Here is a 19911-nt window from a genome sequence, read left to right as displayed (position 1 = left end):
GGTAATGCGTGCTTTTTTAACGTTTGTGATTTCAAAAATCATTGCTTTTATAATAATTGACTAAAAGTGCCACCACATAGCTATAACTTTCCATTCCATTAGCTTGATTATTGGCTTTCAAAAAGTTGTTATAAGTAGATTTAAATAATGGCTCAGTTGGGTTTTGATAGCTGTCCCAAAAATCTCTTACTTCTTGATAATTTTTTAAAATTCCTTTATTCACAGTCTGGATAAGTTTTTCGTAGGTGGTATGATCCCTTCTATAGACTTCGCCTAGGCAATGCCTTAAAGCAAAGGCATTTCCAGAATAATTGAAATAGATGTCTGGATGATGCATGGCTGCCATGCTTCCAATGAAATTGGCTTCGTTTTCGGCGGCATAACCCAATTGATGTGCAACTTCATGGCTACCAGTTGTAGGAAACTTATAGGATGGTATTAAACCATCTATCTGCGCTTCATTCGTAAATGGGTTTAAATAGCCAGAAAATCCCATATAAGTTAATGGAATACTATATATAGAACGTTTAATACTCTTAGGATGATAAGATAAATATGGAAACTCTTTGGAGAGCTCGTTATAACCACTAGGAATCATTTTAAGAAGTTCAGACTTCGTATATGGCATCTCAACTTTTATAGAGTCGTTTTTTGTTATGTTTAAATGAATTTGATTGGCCTTGGTAATGAGTTCTTTTGTGATCGTAACTAATTCTTCCGTTGTATATTCGTTATCTATCTCTAATGATTCATGTAGTGGTAAACGATAATAGTTGAATGCCCAAAGGACATGAAATGCAAAATAACCAATAGAGATGGTAGATAAGACCTCTAATAACCAATGCTTGGTATCGTTAATGATTCGTTTTCTATTTGTAATAAGCCAACGTATAACATATAAACTTAATAGTGTGTAAAACACATCACCTATTGAGAAGGGTAACCAGCCAAACGCATAACGCATTGCTTTTGATATCCAGATATATATACCATGACTGTAGATGTTTTCAACAAAATTTGGATAATGAGCTAGTAATTTCAGAAGAAAAATCTGTGGAATAATAGAAAATGCTATGAGGCTTTTTTTGTGTTTTAGCATAACTCAAAAATACTAAAAAGAATGTACCTTTGCGAAACTAAAATTTAACAATAATGAGTTCAGAAATAAGACAATTAGAGCCGAAAGCACTTTGGAATAAATTCGCAGATCTAAATGCTGTTCCTAGACCTTCGAAAAAAGAAGAACTTGTGATTCAGTTTATGAAAGATTTTGGAGCTAATCTTGGTTTAGAAACTATCGAAGATGAAGTAGGGAATGTGATTATTAAAAAACCTGCTACAGCTGGAATGGAAAATAGAAAAACCATAGTTATGCAATCACATCTTGATATGGTGCACCAAAAAAATAATGATACCGTTTTTGATTTTGACACACAAGGTATCGAAATGTATATAGATGGTGACTGGGTGAGAGCTAAAGGTACAACGCTAGGAGCCGATAATGGTCTTGGTGTTGCGACTATCATGGCTATATTAGAAAGTACAACTATTGTACATCCAGCTATAGAAGCTTTATTCACAATAGATGAAGAAACAGGAATGACTGGTGCTATGGGATTAAAAGGAGGTGTACTTGAGGGTGAAATTCTTTTAAATCTCGATACAGAAGAAGATGACGAAATTGGTGTAGGTTGTGCTGGAGGTGTTGACGTTACTGCAACTAGAACTTACGAACAAGAAGATACTCCAGAATTTAAAATAGGATTTCAAATATTGGTTAAAGGGCTACAAGGCGGTCATTCTGGAATGCAAATTCATGAAGGGTTAGGTAATGCTAACAAAATCATGAATCGACTGCTATTTGATGGTTTTGAGAATTTTGGTTTGCGTATTTCTGAGGTTGATGGTGGAAGTTTAAGAAATGCTATCCCGAGAGAGAGTAATGCCATAGTTGCCATTGATGCCATCCACGAAGCTGCTTTTATTTCTGAGATGAATGATATGGCAAATGATATTAAGGCCGAATATAAAACTATGGAGCCAGATTTAATTATTGAGGTTTCAAAAATTGATACACCTTCGAAAATCATGGATTTGGGCGTGCAAGAAGGTATTACCAGAGCTGTTTATGCTGCTATAAATGGCGTGTATCGTATGAGTCCTGATATTAAAGACTTGGTAGAAACATCAAATAATATTGCTAGAGTTATAATAAAAGATGGTCATATAAAAATTGGATGTCTTACTCGTAGTTCTGTAGAGAGTTCAAAATGGGATCTGGCAAATACGTTGCGAGCTACGTTTGAATTAACAGGATGTGAAGTAGAATTTAGTGGTGATTATCCAGGTTGGAAACCCAATATGAATTCAGAGATATTGAAAGTTATGGTGCCATTATATAAAGAATTAAATAATAGTGAAGAACCACATGTTGCTGCATGTCATGCAGGTTTAGAATGTGGTATTTTAGGTACCAACTATCCAGATATGGATATGATTAGTTTTGGTCCAAATATCAAAGGTGCGCATTCACCAGATGAAAGAGCTCAAATTTCTTCTGCTCAAAAATATTGGACTTTTGTGTTAGAGATATTGAAGCATATTCCAAAGAAGTAATGACCAACAGTAAATTATAAAAAAAGCCTTTCATTTGAAAGGCTTTTTTTATGGTTTTATTTACTAAGTTACTGCACTATAGCTGTCATTTCAAGAATAAATGTAAGATCTGTATTCGGTGCAATGCCTCGTCTTCCTGCTTCACCATAAGCTAGGTGGGAAGGAATATAGAAAAATGCTTTCTCACCAACACGCATAGATGCAATGGCTTCCTTGAAACCAGCAATCATTTGTGCATCTGGTTTGATTGGCATTTTTGTTGGACCATAAGCACCAGCTGCTTGACGTCGTGGATTTACCATACCATACTTATCGGCAACTTCGAGGAGGTTACTGTCAAATAAGCGGCCATCTACAAAATAGCCTTCATAGGCAATCATAGCTTCAGCACCTTGCTTTGGTTTTGGTCCAGTACCTTCAGTAATAATATGTTTTTTTAACCCAGAAGCTAAGGTTTTACTTTTAGATTCGTAATCTTCTAATATAGGTTTGGTTGCCTCGGAAGCATTAGCAATTTTTTCTTCTCTCACTCGTTTTTCTTCTTCAGCTTTTAAGCGTTTTTCTTCTTTAATCTGTTCAATTTCAGCTTCAACTTCTGGAAGTTCAGCTTCAAAAACTTTAGGCGCATTGAACGATTTAGCATCACCACCTTTTCTAATAATATTTACTTCTAGAATATAAACATTTTCCAAAGGTTTATTTCCTTGTCCGACTTTTACATTAGATATAGAATCTTGCACTTCTATACCTTTCACAAGTTCTCCAAATACCGAATGACAGCTAACTCTTGGCTGATCACATGGTTTCAAATTACCTTCTTTGTCATACGCATCTAAGCTTGGGTAAGGCACTTCAGTAATGAAGAACTGGCTTCCGTTGGTATTAAACCCACCAGCATTAGCCATAGATAATATTCCGCCTTTATCGTGTTTTAGATCTGGGTGAAAATCAGCAGTAAATTTGTAACCTGGGCTTCCACTTCCAGTGCCAGTTGGATCACCACCTTGTATCATAAATTTATCCATTACTCTATGAAAAGTTAAGCTATCAAAAAATGGTTTGCCTTTAAACTCCTCACTCATCATAGGATGATTTCCTTCTGCTAATGCAACAAAATTGGCAACAGTAACTGGTACTTTATCATAGAATAGTTTTGCAATCATGGTGTCTTTTGAAGTTACTATTTCTGCGTAAAGGCCATCATCTAAATCTGGATATTCTTCTTTGCATGAGGTTGCAGTAACTACGATACATAGTACTAATAATTGTAGGGTTTTGCTAATCAATTTCATGTGTGTGTATTTATTGTTTTTGCTTTATATGATTTACTTTTACTTTACAAATAAGAGGTATGTTTGTTCCAATTCTATCATTGTCTCCATAATATCCATATGCTTTTTGAGATGGAAATAAAAAGGTGACAGACTCTGTTGGCTTTAATAATTTCAAACCTTCTCGAAGGCCTGTAAAAATCTCTTCCTGATCCATAGCATAATTCTGGGTACCTAATTCATCTTTAGTATAAATAACATTACCATTTATGTCTTTTATATTATAATTAAAATTAACGATGTCTCCAAAACGAGGAGTTATAGTGTCTTTTTCTACTTTAGTATGGTAATAGTACCAAAAACCACTTTCAGAAGCGATGTAATCGTACTCAGGATTTTGATTCATTAATGCTTCAAAACGCGTGCGCTCTTTTTGATTGAGTTTTTTATTTCGTTCAGCAGATTCTCTTATAAAAGAACCAGACTTGACCGATTCAGGTTCTCTTGGCGTAGGTGATTTACAACTACAAAGTATTGAAACGCATAAAAGTGTAAAAATATATTTCATTACTATTTGAGGTCTTTTTTATAGTTGGGTAAGATACTAATAAATTTTTCAATGGTATCATTAAGGTTGAGGTCGCTTTTTCCTCCTGCAGCATTGGTGTGTCCTCCACCACTAAAATGCGCTCTTGATAATTCGTTAACCGAAAAATCGCCTTTACTTCTTAGTGAAATCTTGACGATGCCTTCTTGATTGTTTTCTATGAAAATAGCAGCAAAAATAATTCCTTTAAGTGATAATCCATAGTTTACAAAACCTTCGGTGTCGCCTTTTTTAAAATTAAAAGTATTGAGTTCGTCTTGAGTTAATGTAATGTATGCTGTTTTATATTCTGGGATAACTTTTAAGTTACTCAATGCACACCCTAAAAGCTGCAAGCGTTCATAACTATTTGTATCATATGTATTATTATGAATTTCAGAATTATTAGCACCTTTCTTTATTAATTCACCAATGATATGATGAGTTGCACTTGTGGTAGACGGAAATCTAAAAGAGCCAGTATCTGTCATTATTCCTGTGTAAAGACAAGTCGCTATATCGCTATCAATAGCATTAGTATCACCAAGCATTTCAATAAAGTTATAGACCATTTCACAAGTTGAAGACATGCTAACATCAGAATACATATAAGTTGCATAATCATCGGGTTGCTGATGATGATCGATCATAATTTTAATGCCTTTTGCGTTGCTAACACAAGTTTGCATATCTCCAATTCGACCTAATGAATTAAAGTCTAATGTAAAAATAAGTACTGCTTGCGCTATTAAACGTTCACTTTCTTGTGTTTGACTATCATATTTTAAAATAGTGTTTTCGCCTGGCATCCATTTTAAAAAATCGGGATAATCATTTGGTGCAATAATAGTTATGTCATGATGATATCGTTTCAAGTAATGATAGAGACCAAGCGTAGAGCCTATGGCATCACCATCTGGGTTTTTATGCGGTATAATTACAATTGCTTTAGGTGCACTTAAAAGCGACTTAATGCTATTAATATCGTTGGTATTCATAGTTAGCGAAGATACAATTTTTTAATATGGTTTAGTACCGAATTTTTAAAGAATTGTATTACTTTTGCACCTTAAAATTGCGAACGAGAATTATTCATTTTGCTTAATTTGTTACATTGCAATTTCATGAAGACTTATTTAAAAAGAATAAAATAAACTGAATAAATTAAAACATACAAATGGCAACAAATAGAACATTTACAATGCTTAAACCAGATTCTGTTGAAAAAGGGAATATTGGTGCAATTTTAGAAAAAATCACCGCTTCAGGTTTTAGAATCGTAGCGATGAAATTAACACAAATGACTACTGCAGATGCGCAGTCGTTTTATGCAATACATAAAGAACGACCATTTTTTGGTGAGTTGGTTTCTTATATGACTCGAGGACCAATTGTTGCAGCAATTTTAGAAAAAGACAATGCTGTTGAAGATTTTAGAACGTTAATAGGTGCAACTAATCCTGCTGAAGCAGCTGAAGGTACTATTAGAAAATTATATGCGGCTTCTATTGGAGAAAATGCTGTTCACGGAAGTGATAGTGATGAAAATGCGGCTATTGAAGGTGCATTCCATTTTTCTGGTAGAGAAATGTTTTAGTAAAACAATCCATATATTAAAAAAGCACAACTGAAAGGTTGTGCTTTTTTGTTTGATCTAACATCAATATTTACGATATGAATTATTAAAAGGTTATAGTAATTCACAATTCATCCTAAAAAAACTACAATTCAGTGAAATGCTTTTTAATAACTTGATGCGCTGAAGGATATTTGTCTTATCAAATTAAAACACAGCAATCATGAGTACACTAACCAAAATTTTCATTGTCTTTTTACTCAGTATATCTGGATTAAGCGCACAAGATGCTACAGGTCAAGATATCATAGTTAAAATAGAAAATTTAAGCAGCAATACAGGTAAGGTGTTTGTAGCACTTTATAACTCTGAAGATTCATTTTTAGGAAAAGGATTAAAAGCAACATTCAGCACTATAGAAAATGAAAGTTGCGAAGTGGTATTTAAAAATATACCGAAAGGGGTGTATGCCATTTCCTTTTACCATGACGAAAATGAAAACAATAAAATGGATACCAATTTTTTAGGAATTCCAAAAGAAGATTACGGTTGCTCTAATAATGCTAAAGGCTTTATGGGTCCACCAAAATGGGAAGACGCTAAATTTGAAGTCAGTACAAAACCAATAACACAAACCATAACACTTTAACATCATGAAACATTTAATTATCATCACATTAATTTTAGCCTCTGCTATGACGACAGCGCAGAGTAATTTTGAAAAGGGAATGCAGAAAGCGTTTGAACTATGGCAAGAAGGCGATACAGATAAAGCAGAAAATATGTTTGAGCGTATTTCAAATGCTGAACCAGACCAATGGTTACCACACTATTATATTGCACAGATCAATAGTGTAAAAAGCTGGAATACAAAAGACGAAGCCATATTAAAAGCGCAGCTAGATAAAGCGCAGTTGCATATAGATAAGGCTAAAGCTATCAGTAAAGACAATGCTGAAATTATGGTTTTACAAGCACATATACTTACCAATTGGGTTGCTTTTGACGGAATGACTTATGGTATGAAGTACTCTGGTAAAATAACAGAGTTATATGCTAAAGCCTATGCAATGGCTCCAGAAAACCCAAGAGTGGTATTTAGTAAAGCAGAATGGGGAATGGGAAGTGCAAAATATTTTGGACAAGACACCAAACCGTTCTGTGCTGAAATGGAAAAATCCATCAAACTTTTTGCTAACTTTAAACCAGAAAGCGAACTCCATCCTACATGGGGGAAAAAGAGAGCAGAATCGGTTGTAGAATCTTGTAAATTGTAGTATAAATGTCAAAATCAGTAAAAAAAATAGGGATCACCTTTTTTATAGGTTGTGCTGTATATATAATTGGAAACCTATTCTCAGGGATGTTCGACTACGAATCGGTTAACGAGTTTTTTATTGATTTTGCTTTCTATCAGCTATATACCTTTGTCATTGGGTATTCTAATACGTTCTTCTTCGATTATATGGAACGACGTCAATGGAAACGAGGCGATACAATAAAACGTATTGTATTTGGTATCATTGGATCAACTATAATTACGCTTATTTGTTTATTCTTATTACGCGTTAATATTTCAATCATTTATTACGATTATACGTTTGAAGAATTTATAGCAAACGATTCATGGAAAGGTTATTCTTTTGGATTGTGGATTACACTTGTGATTGTTTCTGTATTTCATATCATATTTTTCTATAACCGTTATCAGAAGAACAAACTGAAAGAACAAAAGGTAATAGCAGGTACTGCAAGTGCTAAGTTTGATGCGTTGAAGAATCAGCTAGATCCACACTTTTTATTTAACAGTTTAAATGTATTAACCAGTTTAATTGAAGAAAACCCAAAGAATGCTCAAAAGTTCACTACATCACTATCAAAAGTCTATCGTTATGTATTAGAACAAAAAAACAAAGAACTTATAACCGTTGATGAAGAATTAGATTTTGCAAGAACTTATATGTCACTTTTAAAAATGCGTTTTGAAGATAGTATCATATTTGAAATTCCTGAAAAAGCAACTAATCCTGAAAGTAAAGTTGTGCCGCTGTCATTACAATTACTTTTAGAAAATGCAGTAAAGCATAATATGGTAACTAGTAGTAAGCCATTGCGTATTAAAATTTATGAGTCTGAGGGTATGCTTATTGTAGAAAATAATTTGCAACCCAAACAAATTGTAAAAAAGAGTAGTGGCGTTGGACTAGAAAATATCAAACAGCGTTACAACTTATTATCAAATAAGACAGTATCAATCAATCAACAAGCAAATCGTTTTGCAGTCGCAATCCCAATGCTTACAAAACAAGTATCAATCATGAAAGCTATAGAACCAAAATCTAAATTTGACGACAGATATGTTAGAGCACGTAAACGTGTAGAAGAGATGAAAGAATTTTATTATAGTTTACTCTCTTATTGTGTAGTTATCCCATTTTTAATATTCATTTGGTATCGCTATACACCACATACCATTCAATGGTTTTGGTTTCCGATTTTAGGTTGGGGAATGGGATTAGCATTTCATGCTTACAAGGTATATGTAAATGATGGTGTTCTAGGAAAATCTTGGGAACAACGTAAAATTGAAAAATTTATGCGTGAAGAAGACGAAAAACATTGGAATTAATTATAAATATCATGGAAAATAATATAGAACTTCACGAAAGAGAAAGATCTGCTCTGAGAGCTTTTGAAAAAGAAGAAGCTTACATGAGAGCACAGAAAAAAGTAAAAGCGCTCATGGGATTTTATTGGCATTTAGCATCTTATGTGATTGTCAATTTGTTTATTATCATTTTGATTGTTACCTATGGAGGGAGGCTATTTAGCTTTGGAACCTTTGCTACAGCACTCTTTTGGGGAATTGGATTGCTATTCCATTTTCTTGGTGTATTTGGACCAGATTTTATGTTTGGAAAAAATTGGGAAGAGCGCAAAATCAAACAATTGATGGATAAAGAAAATAAGCATTGGGAATAATGGAATCAAGAGAATTAGTTTACATAGAACGGTATAAACTTGCTGAAATAAGAGTGAAGCAACTTAAAGGATATTATATACATGTATTGATTTTTATTCTAGTTAATCTTGTCATTGTGTTTATCAATATTAACAATTTAAATGAAGGTGAAAGTTATTTTCAATGGCACAATTTTATCACATTTTCTATTTGGGGTGCATTTCTGTTAATACATACGGGTTCAGTGTTTATTCCAAATTTTATTTTTGGAACACAATGGGAAAATCGTAAGATTAAAGAATTTATGGAGAAAGAACGTAGAGGAGAGAGTAGTTAATAAAGATTTTAGGTTATGGAATTAGATAAAGACGAGCAGAAACAATATTTAAAAGCAAAAGCGCAAGTCCATCGCATTAGAATATTTTATTTGCATTTAATATTGTATAGTATTGTTGTGGCGCTTATTTCGTATAACTTCTATATTCTTCAAGAAGGGCTATATACAAGCAATATTACGGCATTAAATGTTTCAGTTCTAGTACTATGGACTGCTTTTATTGTAATTCATGGCTGGAAAGTTTTTAAAGGAAGACTCCTGTTTAAGAAAAGCTGGGAAGATAAAAAAATAAAAACGTTTTTAGAAGAAGACCAAGAGACCACGTTTTGGGAGTAAACCCGTTAAATGCAAACTATTGTTTATAAAGTAACATACAAATATTAAATAATGAATATCATCATCATTGAGGACGAAAAACCATCAGCGCGAAGACTACAACGCATGTTAACCACTTTAGACATGGAGGCACAAACCATGTTGCATTCTGTTGAAGAGTCAATAGAATGGTTTCAAAACAACGAACATCCAGATTTGATTTTCCTCGATATTCAACTTAGTGATGGACTTTCATTCGAGATTTTTGAGACTATCGATATCAATTCTGCTGTTATTTTCACCACAGCATATGATGAATATGCATTACAAGCCTTCAAACTTAACAGTATCGATTATTTATTAAAACCTATTGATGAAGATGATCTGGCTAAAGCTGTTTTAAAATACAACGAACGCTTACCTAAACAACAAAGTGTGACCCTAGACTTTAATGATATTAAAAAGCTTCTGGTAAATCCTATTGAACGTGAATATAAAAAACGATTTTCAGTTAAAGTTGGTCAACATTTAAAGCTTATTAATATTGATGATATAGAATGTTTCTATAGCGAAAACAAAGGGACCTATGTATACACTTCTGAAAACAGAAATTATTTGTTAGATACTACGCTTGAGCAACTCGAAGATGAATTGGAACCAAATAAATTTTTTAGAATTAGTCGTAAGTTCTTTATTAATATCAATGCTATTGATGATATGGTAAGCTATACCAATTCACGACTACAAATCAAGTTAAAGACATTTAAAGAGCAAGACATTATCGTCGCAAGAGAGCGCGTTAAAGATTTTAAAGAGTGGTTAACTTAAAAGACATCAAACAGATCTCCAATATCACCTAACGAGTCACCGATTCCATCAAATAAATCACCAGTTTCAGAGAGGAGGTCACTAAATAACCCAGTTTCTAAAAAAATATCTAGCATAAGAAGTTCTGTAAGTGAAGTATCCCAATAGGTATTAGATCTTTTTTTAGACGTTTTCTTCCATTCTTTGTATTGTTGCTCAGCTTTCGCTTCTATAATAAGCGGTTTATTGTTGTCTTTAGAGCTAAGTAAAGTGTCATAAGCCTTTCGCTTTTCAGGATGTGATAAGATATCAAATGCCTCAACGAGCAAATCAAAATGAGCTTTAGCACTTTCAGAAGAATTCTTATCTGGATGGTAAAGTGCGATTTCTTTTCTGAAAGCTTTTTTTATGGTATCAAGATCTGCAGTTTTTTCTATTTTGAGTATGAGATAATAATTTATTAGTTCCATGATTGGCTAGTTTTGTTACATTGATTGTTAGACGTAAATCATCTATTATTGTTACTTATTATGTATTTGAGTCTAAAAAATATGCGTCTTAACCCAAATATTAGCAAAAAATGAATCAAATCCTGTAGTTTTCGACTATAAACTTAAAGTTATGAAATCTAAAATCAACCTACTAATAGTCATCTGCTGTATAAGTTTTTTAGCTTCTGGACAAGATTGGAAAGTATATCCTTACACACCAGCTGGTCAAGTTGCGTTTCCTAACGATGAAGGTCGTCATGCTTCAGAACCTATCGAATGGTGGTATTCTGCTGGTCACGTTGTAGGTCAAACTTCAGGAAAAAGTTACAGTTTCATGTATACTTTTTTTCATTATCCTCAGTCTGGATTTGACGGTTTCAGAATTCTAAATATAACAGATGATGATACAGGTACATTTTTACAGGATGTAAAGCCATTAATATACACAACACTTTCAACAACAAGTTTTGATATTGAGGCAGATGTGTTTTTGGCAGCAACCGAATATTGGAAAAATAAAGAAGATATGAGCAATGTACCAATTCCGTTTGAGTATGAGTTGTTTGCGCAGGCATCATCGAATGCTGGATTAGATATAGAATTCAATACGATCAAGCGACCATTAATTCTTGGAGATGATGGATTTTTAAATCAAGGTGAAAGTAACTATACCTATTATTTTTCTCAAACCATGAATGAAGTTACTGGTACCATTACATTCAATGGGACTACAGAAGCAGTTATAGGTACAGGTTGGATAGATAGACAGTATGGAAATTTTAATCCGTTAACTGGAGAAAAATATGAATGGTTTAGTATGCAATTATCTAACGGGATGGATTTAAACCTATGGAACATATTTACACCAGATCGTTTAATACCTAATAATGATAAGTACAAGATTTTATCGGCCTATGTTGACGAAAATACACAATATACAACTGATGATTTCGAAATTGAAAGACTCGCATACAATTGGATGCCAGACGATATGCGTTGTTATTCAAGTCAATGGCGATTAACATCTACAGTAAATAATATAGATTTGATAATAACAACACTACATGATAATACTGAAGTACAATTGCCATTTCGTTTCTATGAAGGTGCTACATCTATCACTGGAACCATTAATGGTGTTGCTGTTACTGGTATTGGATTTGCCGAGTTATTGCATGATTATCAAGATCCTCAAGTGACAATAACCTATCCTAATTCTGGAGTTTATGATACCAGTCTACCAATAGCTTGGACCTTAGACAATCCCGATGATGGTAGACCCATTTTTTACGATATAGAATATAGTACAGATAATCAAAATAGTTTTGATCCAATTGTTTCAGGTTTAACAAATACTTCATACATATGGTCAAATTCAACCCTTTCAAATAATGATGAGGTTTGGTTTAAAATTACCGCGTATTCTATAGATGGTACACTAACAAATACATTGATAAGTACCTCTTCTTCTACGGCAACTTTATCTAATGATGACATATTTAAAAGTAATATCAAATTATATCCTAATCCAGTTAAAGATAATTTTACTCTAGAGTTTAACTCAATTCAAAATGGTTCGTATGAGATCGTAGACATAAGCGGACGAATAATTAAGACTACAACTTCATTTGAGGGTCAACAATTAAATGTTTCAGCAAAATATTTAAAATCGGGTATTTACTTTATAACCGTTAATACAAATACTGGTAAGGCTAGTTTCAGATTTATAAAATAGAGGTTATTTATCGATGCGGTTATCGTCAAAGGCAGACGGCAACATGTTTGGTATGAGTTTTGCAAAAATAGGAAGTAGTATAGCGCCTCCTGGTAACATAAAAATAGCCAAACTAGGTATCGTTTTTAAAATGTCTAACAGCTGAGATTGTAGCTTTTTTTGCTCATCTTTACTGAGTTCAGTATGCGTAGACTTTGAAATTAACAACATTAATTCTTTACTTTGATTTACTTCTTTAACCAAACGTTTACTATTTCGTCGAATCAATTTATTTACCAATTGAGACGAATTTTCATAAAAATTTGTAATGGGGTTTTTTTGCTGAAATAGGAGAACTTCTTTTTTATGTTTGGTATGAAACTTAGCAACACACAATATAGACTCTTGAATAATAGGAACCTCAAGTTCTAAACGTTTCGCTAATTGGATCAAAAACTGATATTCAGATTTCTCTAATATTTCATCATCCCAAGTTGATAAACACATCAAATCAATTAAATATTGCTTTTCGTGTTTGTTTATTTTGTAATCGATATCATAAATGAGATCTTCTACGTCTAATTCAGCATCTGGCACAGTAGCTGAGGTTTCAATAAGATCTATTATCTCTTTGTCATAATCGGTGACCTTACTCTTAGAATTGAGAGATTGGTAAAGCGTGCCAATGATTATACTCTCTAAATTTGCAGTATAAGACTTAGGCTCAATACCATTTGATAAATATTGATCGAAGGTTAAAACATCTACAAATAACAATGAATTCGTAATAGATTTATTGAAATTTCTGGTCAATAGGTTGTCATCTATTTGAACGCGGTCATGAATCAATCGCTCTAATAATGAACTATCACTTTTTCCAATGACTAATTTATCCCAAAGCGACAAGTCTGATACTTCAAGCGCTTTATAAAAACTCAAAAGGTCTTTTATAAATACTTCGCTTGAAAATGAATCTTTATGGAAATGATACGTTTGATACAAGCCTGTAATCAAGTTGATCTTAGCCAATTCGTCTTCTGAATAATTGTGAATTTGCTCTATATGATTTGTAAAACCAACATTCACTCCATATATGAAACCATAGCTTCTCAAGTTCTCATAGAGTTCTTGGTAGCTTTTGTAAGGAATACCTTTTTTAGAGATTTGGAAGCAGAATTTTTCTATCCAACCACTAGTTGATGGATTCATGGTTTCAGTTTTAAAGTCTTTGCAAAGTTAATTTTTTCTACGAATAATCTGATTGATTTTTATTTAACAAAATTTTAACAAAACCGCGTTTAAGGTTTTTCCGTAAGTGTTCCCAGAGACAAATTAATATTAACGAAAAATCTCAAGTATTATGAAACACACAAAAATTTTAATTGGAGCAGCACTCATCGCATTAGTCTGCTTTTTTGCAATTGCAGCAGATCATATTGATGCGCCAGCAATAGCAGGTGGTACAAGCGATATCACAGACATTTACGGATTTCAGGCCCAAGATACAGACAACATTGTCTTTGTAGCTAATGTTCAAGGCTTAATTAGTCCTGCTAATACAGCTCAAGCTGCATTTGACGAGAATGTACTTTTTGAATTTAACATTGATAATAATGGTGACGCTGTTGAAGATTTAGTAATCCAAGCCATACCTAGAGATGGTAAGATGTACTTTTTTGGACCAACCACTCCTTCACAAAATGGGTTGAACAGTACCATTCTAACATCGGCAACTACTAATAGTGTGGATATTACTACTTATGGTTCTGGTGCTATCATTGAAGCTAACAATGGGATGCAATTTTTCGCTGGCCCGAGAGATGATCCTTTTTTCATGGATTTTGCACGTTATGGTGAAATTATAGGTGGTACAGCCACAAGCTTTAACAATCCAGGAACAGATACGTTTGAAGGTACCAATGTATTATCTATTGCTGTAGAATTACCAAAAACAATGGTTGGAAATGGAAACTCTGTAAACCTTTGGGTAGAAGCTAAAAGAAAACAATAAGAACAACAATCTAAAACTCAAATTATGAAATTTAATAAAATAAAGTTAATAATGATAGCCACAATATTGTCTTTCACAGCCTATAACTGTAGTAATGATGATGATAGTGGAAATAATGACCCTATGCAACAAATACCTCTAGATTTTAGCGGAACCTATATCCAAGAAGATCAAATGGGAAGACCTGCTATAAACACTGTTTTTGTTGATATGGCTGATAAAAGTATGTTTAACATGACAGTGCCTTCAGATCAAAATGCAGCATTTCAAAACAAGTTTCAGACAAAATTAGAAGCTTTAAATCCCGCACATACAGACCCTATGTATACCAATGCACTAGGATTTAATGCTGAAGAATTTACAACAGCGTTAGCAACAGATGTATTAACCGTTTCTTTAACAGGAACAACTACATTTTTTGACGGCACTAATGTATTAACAGGTCGTGCTTTAGGAGATGATGTTATTTCTACAGAGTTATTATTGATATTTGGCGGACCAGCCGGTACTGACAATCCAGGACTAACAGATGATAATGTAGATGCTAACGATAAACCATTTCTGTCAACATTTCCATACTTAGCTTCCCCTTGGTAAAAAGCTAATACTCTGAAATGAGACTTTTAAGGTTTCATTTCAGAGTTACTCAAACAAAAAAACTCAAAAACTAATTATTATGAAGTCAGTATATAAAACAATGCGATGTGTGCTCATCTTGATCTTAGCTTCTAGTTGTCATACCAAAACTAAAACTCAAATCACAAATAGTAATGATTACAATACCTATTTATTAGTTGCTAATAACGCAGCTTTAGAACGCGCTAAATTAAATGAAGCTTTTTGGGTTGAAAAGTTAGAAAAACATCCCAATCAGTTTCCATATCTTGTAAAACTAGCTAACGCTTATACTGATTATTTTTCAGCTACAGGGAATATTGATTATCTAAAAAAAGCTGAAGTAAATCTACTTAAGGTCAATACTATAACAAACTATAATAAGCCAGCATATCTTAAGAGTTTAGCTTATAACTTTATTTCACAACATCGCTTCAAAGAAGCATTAGATTTACTATCTAAAGCAGAATTATTAGGCGAAGATATTCAAGAGGCAAGAAAAATGCTTTTTGATGTGCATCTAGAACTTGGTAATTACGAATTAGCACACACCTATTTAAATACCTTTGAGAACTTTTCAGATTTTGATTACCTCATTCGTTTATCAAAATGGAGTGATCACAAAGGAAATCTTGATGCTGCTATAAGGTATATGGAAAAGGCAATGGCTATAGCTGAAACCTCAAATTTAAAAGGGTTAAAACAATGGTCATATACTAATATAGCTGATTTTTATGGTCATGCAGGAGATATAGAGAAATCCTATCAATACTACTTAAAAGCCTTAAGATTAGATCCTAATGATGCCTATGCAAAAAAAGGTATTGCATGGATTGTATTTTCTTATGAAAAAAATCCAAGCGAAGCATTGCGAATATTAGATACAGTAACTAGCACCTATTTTGCCCCAGATTATTATTTGCTCAAAGCAGAAATCGCCGAATTTATTAATAATGATGAATTAGTCCAAAAGCAATTGGCATTATATAACGAGGCTATGCAAAATACAGCTTATGGTGATATGTATAACAAGTATAATGTGCTTTTGTATACAGATATAAAAAGTAAACTCGAAAGCGCATTAACTATTGCTCAAAAAGAAGTTGAAAACAGACCTACACCACAATCATATGACTTATTGGCTTGGGTTTATTTTAAAAAGGGAGATATCAATATGGCTTTAGGTATTGTAGATACTTATATCATAGGTAAAACCTTCGTGCCTGAGACGCTATATCATGCTGCAGAAATTTATAAAGCCGCTGGAAGAATTAATGACCTTCAACCACTAAAAGAAGAATTATTGGCGAGTAGTTATGAGTTAGGTCCGAGTACGGTATCAAAAATCAATCAATTGTAAATTCAAGTATGAAGCGTTTATTTAAACACATAATATTATTGTTTATAGTGCTATCTTCTAATGCTTTTTGTCAGTCGCTCAGAGGTGTGGTAGTAAACTTAAATAATCAGCCTTTAGAGACCGCATATGTTTACAATTTGAATTCAGGAAGTCATGCACACACATCAGAAACAGGATTATTTGTTTTAAGTAAGACTAAAGTTGGGGATTCAATCAAAATAGGACTTCTTGGGTTTTCACCAAAGATAATTCAATTAGATTCGCAAAGTTTTGAATCAGTATTTTCCGTCAGATTAAAGGAAAAAATGTTTCTCCTCGATGAAATGATAATAAAAGAAGCGCTTAATCCTTTACAATCAATAGTTAAATTAGACCTACAAACAAGTCCAGTAAATTCATCCCAAGAGATCTTAAGAAAAGTACCTGGCTTAATCATAGGCCAACATGCAGGTGGCGGAAAGGCTGAACAGCTATTTCTCAGAGGTTTTGATGTAGATCATGGTACAGACGTATCCATATCTGTTGATGGCATGCCAGTAAATATGGTCTCTCATGCTCATGGACAAGGCTATAGTGATTTGCATTTTATAATTCCTGAAACTATTCAAAAGATAGATTTTGGAAAAGGAACATATTACGCTGAAGAAGGTGATTTTAATACTGCTGCTTACGTTAATTTCTCAACCAAAGATCATATCAAGAATAGTAAAATAAGTTTTGAGCTTGGCAACTTTAATACGCTACGAACACTAGGAATGTTCAATATTCTTGAAAAAGCCAATCGTCAAAATGCATATATAGCAACAGAATATATTGCTACAGACGGACCTTTTGAGTCTTCTCAGAATTTTAATCGTTTGAATGTTTTTGGTAAGTATTCGGTTTTGTCAAAGAATAATGAAAAACTAAGTATCACAGCGTCGCATTTTATAAGCCGTTGGGATGCATCAGGTCAAATTCCTCAACGCGAGGTCGATAATGGAAATATTTCTCGATTTGGTGCTATTGATGATACTGAAGGCGGTCAAACAGAGCGCAGCAATTTGAATGTAGAGTTTAACAAATATATTACAGATGACTTGCAATTAAAAGCTAATGCATTTTACTCTAATTACAAATTTGAACTGTATTCAAATTTCACGTTTTTTTTAGAAGATTCTATCAATGGAGATCAAATTCGTCAAAAGGAAAATCGTCATATTTTTGGAGCTAATACATTATTTCTAAAAAATACTTATTTAGGAAAAACTGCTGTAGATATAGAAGCTGGAATCGGATTTAGACATGATATCAATAACAATGTAGAATTATCTCGAACTGTTAACCGAAGAAGTACACTAGAAAATATTCAGTTAGGTAATATTTACCAAACAAATATTGATGCTTATGTAAATGTAGAATTTGAATTTGGAAAGTTTACTTTGTCTCCAGCCTTACGATTAGATTACTTTAAATTTTTATATGAAGACCAGTTACAACCGACTTACGAAGTACTGTCAGAAACAAAAACGATTGCTAGCCCGAAGTTAAATGTATTTTATAATGCAAAAGAAAATTTGCAACTCTACATCAAGTCTGGTATAGGTTTTCATTCTAACGATACAAGAGTTATAGTGAGCAATACAAGCAAAGATATTTTGCCTAAAGCTTATGGAGTAGATATCGGTAATGTATGGAAACCAACAGATAAATTATTTGTAAACACTGCTTTTTGGTATTTGTTTTTAGAACAGGAATTTGTCTATGTTGGTGATGCGGGAATAGTTGAGCCAAGTGGTAAAACAGAACGTTTAGGTGTAGATATGGGCTTAAGGTATCAAGTCAATGATTGGTTATACATAGATACAGATGCTACTTATACAAAGGCTAGAAGCCTTGAGGCTATTAGTCAAGAAGATTTTATTCCATTGGCTCCAGATTTTACAATAGCCGGCGGTTTATCTGTATCAGATTTAAATGGATTCTCAGGCGGACTCAAATATAGATATGTTGATGATAGACCAGCAAATGAAGATAATAGTATTATAGCTAAAGGTTATTTTATAACCGACTTTAATATGAATTATACATTCAATGATATCGCAATAGGAGTCACAATAGAAAATGTTTTTGATACTAAATGGAATGAAACTCAATTTGCAACTAAATCGAGATTGCAAAACGAAATAGAACCAATTGAAGAAATTCATTTCACACCTGGAGTACCCTTTTTCATAAAAGGGAATATAAGTTATAGTTTTTAAGTTGAATTTAGAACTAACAGAAATGGAATAATTATAAGGGTATACCATATGGAGATATGGTGTTTTTAGAGTTTTTTTGTTAGTTGAAAGCACCTGTTTCAAATATGCAAGCAGGTGTTTTTTATATGAAATCAACAAGAATTTTATAAGCGGCTAATAACAAGCTTAGTTTTAACAGTCTTGTATGATAATTATCATATTTTTTTTTGGTTTTATGGGCTAACTTGATACTAATTAAACACCAAAGCCATGCAAGTCAAAAAAAACCCAGAGATTGAAGTTGCTAGAAATAGTAGTCTTTATTTTGCTGTAGGTTTAAATTTAATGTTGTTACTCACGTACCTTACATTTGAATTTAAGAGTTATAAAACTACAGTTACTGAACGTGATATTGTTCAGGTAGAAGATGTCTATGAGGAAGAGATTCCGATTATAAAAGTAAAGACCATTCCGCCACCGGCACCTCCACTACAATCAGGAGAGGTCGTACCAATTGTTACAACATCAGAAGAGATCAATATTGTAGATAATCTTTTTGATAAAGAAGAACAAACTATTGGTAGCACAGAAGTCAATCAAGAAGATGCCGTTGTTGAATACATTGCTAAAATTGATGAAGTTTATGTTGAAGATGTAGAGGAGGATATTGAGATTCCATTTGCGGTTATCGAAAATGTACCCATATTTCCAGGATGTGAAAAAGGGTCTAAAAAAGAGCAAATGGATTGCTTCCAAAAACAAATGAAACTTCATGTTAAAAAGCACTTCACTTATCCTGAAGATGCACTAGATGCTGGAATAAGTGGTAAGGTACACGTGTTATTTGTAATAGATAAAACCGGTTGCGTAGCTAAGATTAGAAGCAGAGGTCCAGATGAATTATTAGAAAATGAAGCTGAACGTATTATTGGTTTATTACCTCAAATGATTCCAGGTAAGCAACGTGGCAGACCCGTGAGTATGTCTTATAGCATACCCATAAGTTTTGTTTATAAAAAATTTTAGTT

The 19911-nt window shown here is 33.1% G+C and carries 21 protein-coding genes; 15 read left to right on the top strand and 6 right to left on the bottom strand.

What is annotated here, in order from left to right; translation table 11 throughout:
• Positions 1 to 31: 31 nt before the first annotated feature.
• The gene (locus tag Q0876_RS04755) at positions 32 to 1099 is read right to left on the bottom strand and encodes a DUF3810 domain-containing protein (protein WP_299224664.1); all 1068 of its coding nucleotides are present in this window, start codon (positions 1097 to 1099) and stop codon (positions 32 to 34) included.
• Positions 1100 to 1152: 53 nt separating this feature from the next.
• Between Q0876_RS04755 and Q0876_RS04750 the strand changes: the two genes are divergently transcribed.
• Entirely contained in the window at positions 1153 to 2616 is a 1464-nt protein-coding gene (locus tag Q0876_RS04750; RefSeq protein WP_299224662.1) for an aminoacyl-histidine dipeptidase, read from the top strand.
• 68 nt (positions 2617 to 2684) lie between these two features.
• Here Q0876_RS04750 and Q0876_RS04745 read toward each other — a convergent pair whose 3' ends face one another.
• The 3 genes from Q0876_RS04745 to Q0876_RS04735 are packed head-to-tail and all read right to left on the bottom strand — an operon-like array spanning position 2685 to position 5471.
• The gene (locus tag Q0876_RS04745) at positions 2685 to 3908 is read right to left on the bottom strand and encodes a peptidylprolyl isomerase (RefSeq protein ID WP_299224660.1); all 1224 of its coding nucleotides are present in this window, start codon (positions 3906 to 3908) and stop codon (positions 2685 to 2687) included.
• A 10-nt stretch (positions 3909 to 3918) separates the two neighbouring features.
• Positions 3919 to 4455, bottom strand: coding sequence for a gliding motility-associated peptidyl-prolyl isomerase GldI (gene gldI, locus Q0876_RS04740; protein WP_299224658.1), 537 nt, complete (start codon positions 4453 to 4455; stop codon positions 3919 to 3921).
• 2 nt (positions 4456 to 4457) lie between these two features.
• Complete coding sequence (locus Q0876_RS04735; protein ID WP_299224656.1) at positions 4458 to 5471, bottom strand: bifunctional oligoribonuclease/PAP phosphatase NrnA; 1014 nt, start codon at positions 5469 to 5471, stop codon at positions 4458 to 4460.
• Positions 5472 to 5650: 179 nt separating this feature from the next.
• On the opposite strand from Q0876_RS04735, the gene Q0876_RS04730 reads away from it, so the two are divergent.
• From Q0876_RS04730 to Q0876_RS04695, 8 genes are all read left to right on the top strand, one after another.
• Positions 5651 to 6070, top strand: a complete 420-nt coding sequence (locus Q0876_RS04730; RefSeq protein ID WP_299224654.1) for a nucleoside-diphosphate kinase — start codon at positions 5651 to 5653, stop codon at positions 6068 to 6070.
• A 202-nt stretch (positions 6071 to 6272) separates the two neighbouring features.
• Positions 6273 to 6698: a DUF2141 domain-containing protein gene (locus Q0876_RS04725; protein ID WP_299224652.1), complete on the top strand. Its 426-nt coding sequence runs from the start codon at positions 6273 to 6275 to the stop codon at positions 6696 to 6698.
• Positions 6699 to 6702: 4 nt separating this feature from the next.
• Positions 6703 to 7326 carry a hypothetical protein gene (locus Q0876_RS04720; RefSeq protein ID WP_299224650.1) on the top strand — a complete coding sequence of 208 codons (624 nt, stop codon included), beginning with the start codon at positions 6703 to 6705 and terminating at the stop codon, positions 7324 to 7326.
• A gap of 5 nt (positions 7327 to 7331) precedes the next feature.
• Entirely contained in the window at positions 7332 to 8678 is a 1347-nt protein-coding gene (locus tag Q0876_RS04715; protein ID WP_299224648.1) for a histidine kinase, read from the top strand.
• An 11-nt stretch (positions 8679 to 8689) separates the two neighbouring features.
• Positions 8690 to 9031, top strand: a complete 342-nt coding sequence (locus tag Q0876_RS04710; RefSeq protein WP_299224646.1) for a 2TM domain-containing protein — start codon at positions 8690 to 8692, stop codon at positions 9029 to 9031.
• The gene (locus tag Q0876_RS04705; RefSeq protein ID WP_299224644.1) at positions 9031 to 9348 is read left to right on the top strand and encodes a 2TM domain-containing protein; all 318 of its coding nucleotides are present in this window, start codon (positions 9031 to 9033) and stop codon (positions 9346 to 9348) included. Before Q0876_RS04710 ends, Q0876_RS04705 begins: the two co-directional genes overlap by 1 nt.
• 15 nt (positions 9349 to 9363) lie before the next feature.
• Positions 9364 to 9684 carry a 2TM domain-containing protein gene (locus tag Q0876_RS04700; RefSeq protein ID WP_299224642.1) on the top strand — a complete coding sequence of 107 codons (321 nt, stop codon included), beginning with the start codon at positions 9364 to 9366 and terminating at the stop codon, positions 9682 to 9684.
• Positions 9685 to 9735: 51 nt separating this feature from the next.
• Positions 9736 to 10491, top strand: a complete 756-nt coding sequence (locus tag Q0876_RS04695) for a LytTR family DNA-binding domain-containing protein (RefSeq protein WP_299224641.1) — start codon at positions 9736 to 9738, stop codon at positions 10489 to 10491.
• Here the strand turns inward: Q0876_RS04695 and Q0876_RS04690 are convergent.
• Complete coding sequence (locus Q0876_RS04690; RefSeq protein ID WP_299224639.1) at positions 10488 to 10940, bottom strand: J domain-containing protein; 453 nt, start codon at positions 10938 to 10940, stop codon at positions 10488 to 10490. The two genes, Q0876_RS04695 and Q0876_RS04690, sit on opposite strands and share 4 nt — an antisense overlap.
• Positions 10941 to 11091: 151 nt before the next feature.
• Between Q0876_RS04690 and Q0876_RS04685 the strand changes: the two genes are divergently transcribed.
• Positions 11092 to 12696, top strand: coding sequence for a lipocalin-like domain-containing protein (locus tag Q0876_RS04685; RefSeq protein WP_299224637.1), 1605 nt, complete (start codon positions 11092 to 11094; stop codon positions 12694 to 12696).
• A gap of 3 nt (positions 12697 to 12699) precedes the next feature.
• On the opposite strand, the gene Q0876_RS04680 is transcribed toward Q0876_RS04685, so the two are convergent.
• Complete coding sequence (locus tag Q0876_RS04680; RefSeq protein ID WP_299224635.1) at positions 12700 to 13884, bottom strand: LETM1-related biofilm-associated protein; 1185 nt, start codon at positions 13882 to 13884, stop codon at positions 12700 to 12702.
• Between the two features lie 151 nt (positions 13885 to 14035).
• Here Q0876_RS04680 and Q0876_RS04675 point away from each other — a divergent pair, with 151 nt between their 5' ends.
• The 5 genes from Q0876_RS04675 to Q0876_RS04655 all read left to right on the top strand — a co-directional run bounded on the left by Q0876_RS04675 (position 14036) and on the right by Q0876_RS04655 (position 19909).
• On the top strand, positions 14036 to 14686 hold the full coding sequence (locus Q0876_RS04675) for a DUF4331 family protein (protein WP_299224633.1): 651 nt from the start codon (positions 14036 to 14038) through the stop codon (positions 14684 to 14686).
• A 24-nt stretch (positions 14687 to 14710) separates the two neighbouring features.
• Positions 14711 to 15283, top strand: coding sequence for a DUF4331 family protein (locus tag Q0876_RS04670; protein ID WP_299224631.1), 573 nt, complete (start codon positions 14711 to 14713; stop codon positions 15281 to 15283).
• Between the two features lie 79 nt (positions 15284 to 15362).
• Positions 15363 to 16661: a cell surface protein gene (locus Q0876_RS04665; protein ID WP_299224630.1), complete on the top strand. Its 1299-nt coding sequence runs from the start codon at positions 15363 to 15365 to the stop codon at positions 16659 to 16661.
• A gap of 8 nt (positions 16662 to 16669) precedes the next feature.
• Entirely contained in the window at positions 16670 to 18904 is a 2235-nt protein-coding gene (locus tag Q0876_RS04660; RefSeq protein WP_299224628.1) for a TonB-dependent receptor, read from the top strand.
• A 249-nt stretch (positions 18905 to 19153) separates the two neighbouring features.
• Complete coding sequence (locus Q0876_RS04655; RefSeq protein WP_299224627.1) at positions 19154 to 19909, top strand: energy transducer TonB; 756 nt, start codon at positions 19154 to 19156, stop codon at positions 19907 to 19909.
• Positions 19910 to 19911 lie beyond the last annotated feature (2 nt).

Source organism: uncultured Psychroserpens sp., from assembly GCF_947503375.1.
GTDB lineage: Bacteria > Bacteroidota > Bacteroidia > Flavobacteriales > Flavobacteriaceae > Psychroserpens.
This window is presented reverse-complemented; position numbering and strand designations above follow the sequence as displayed.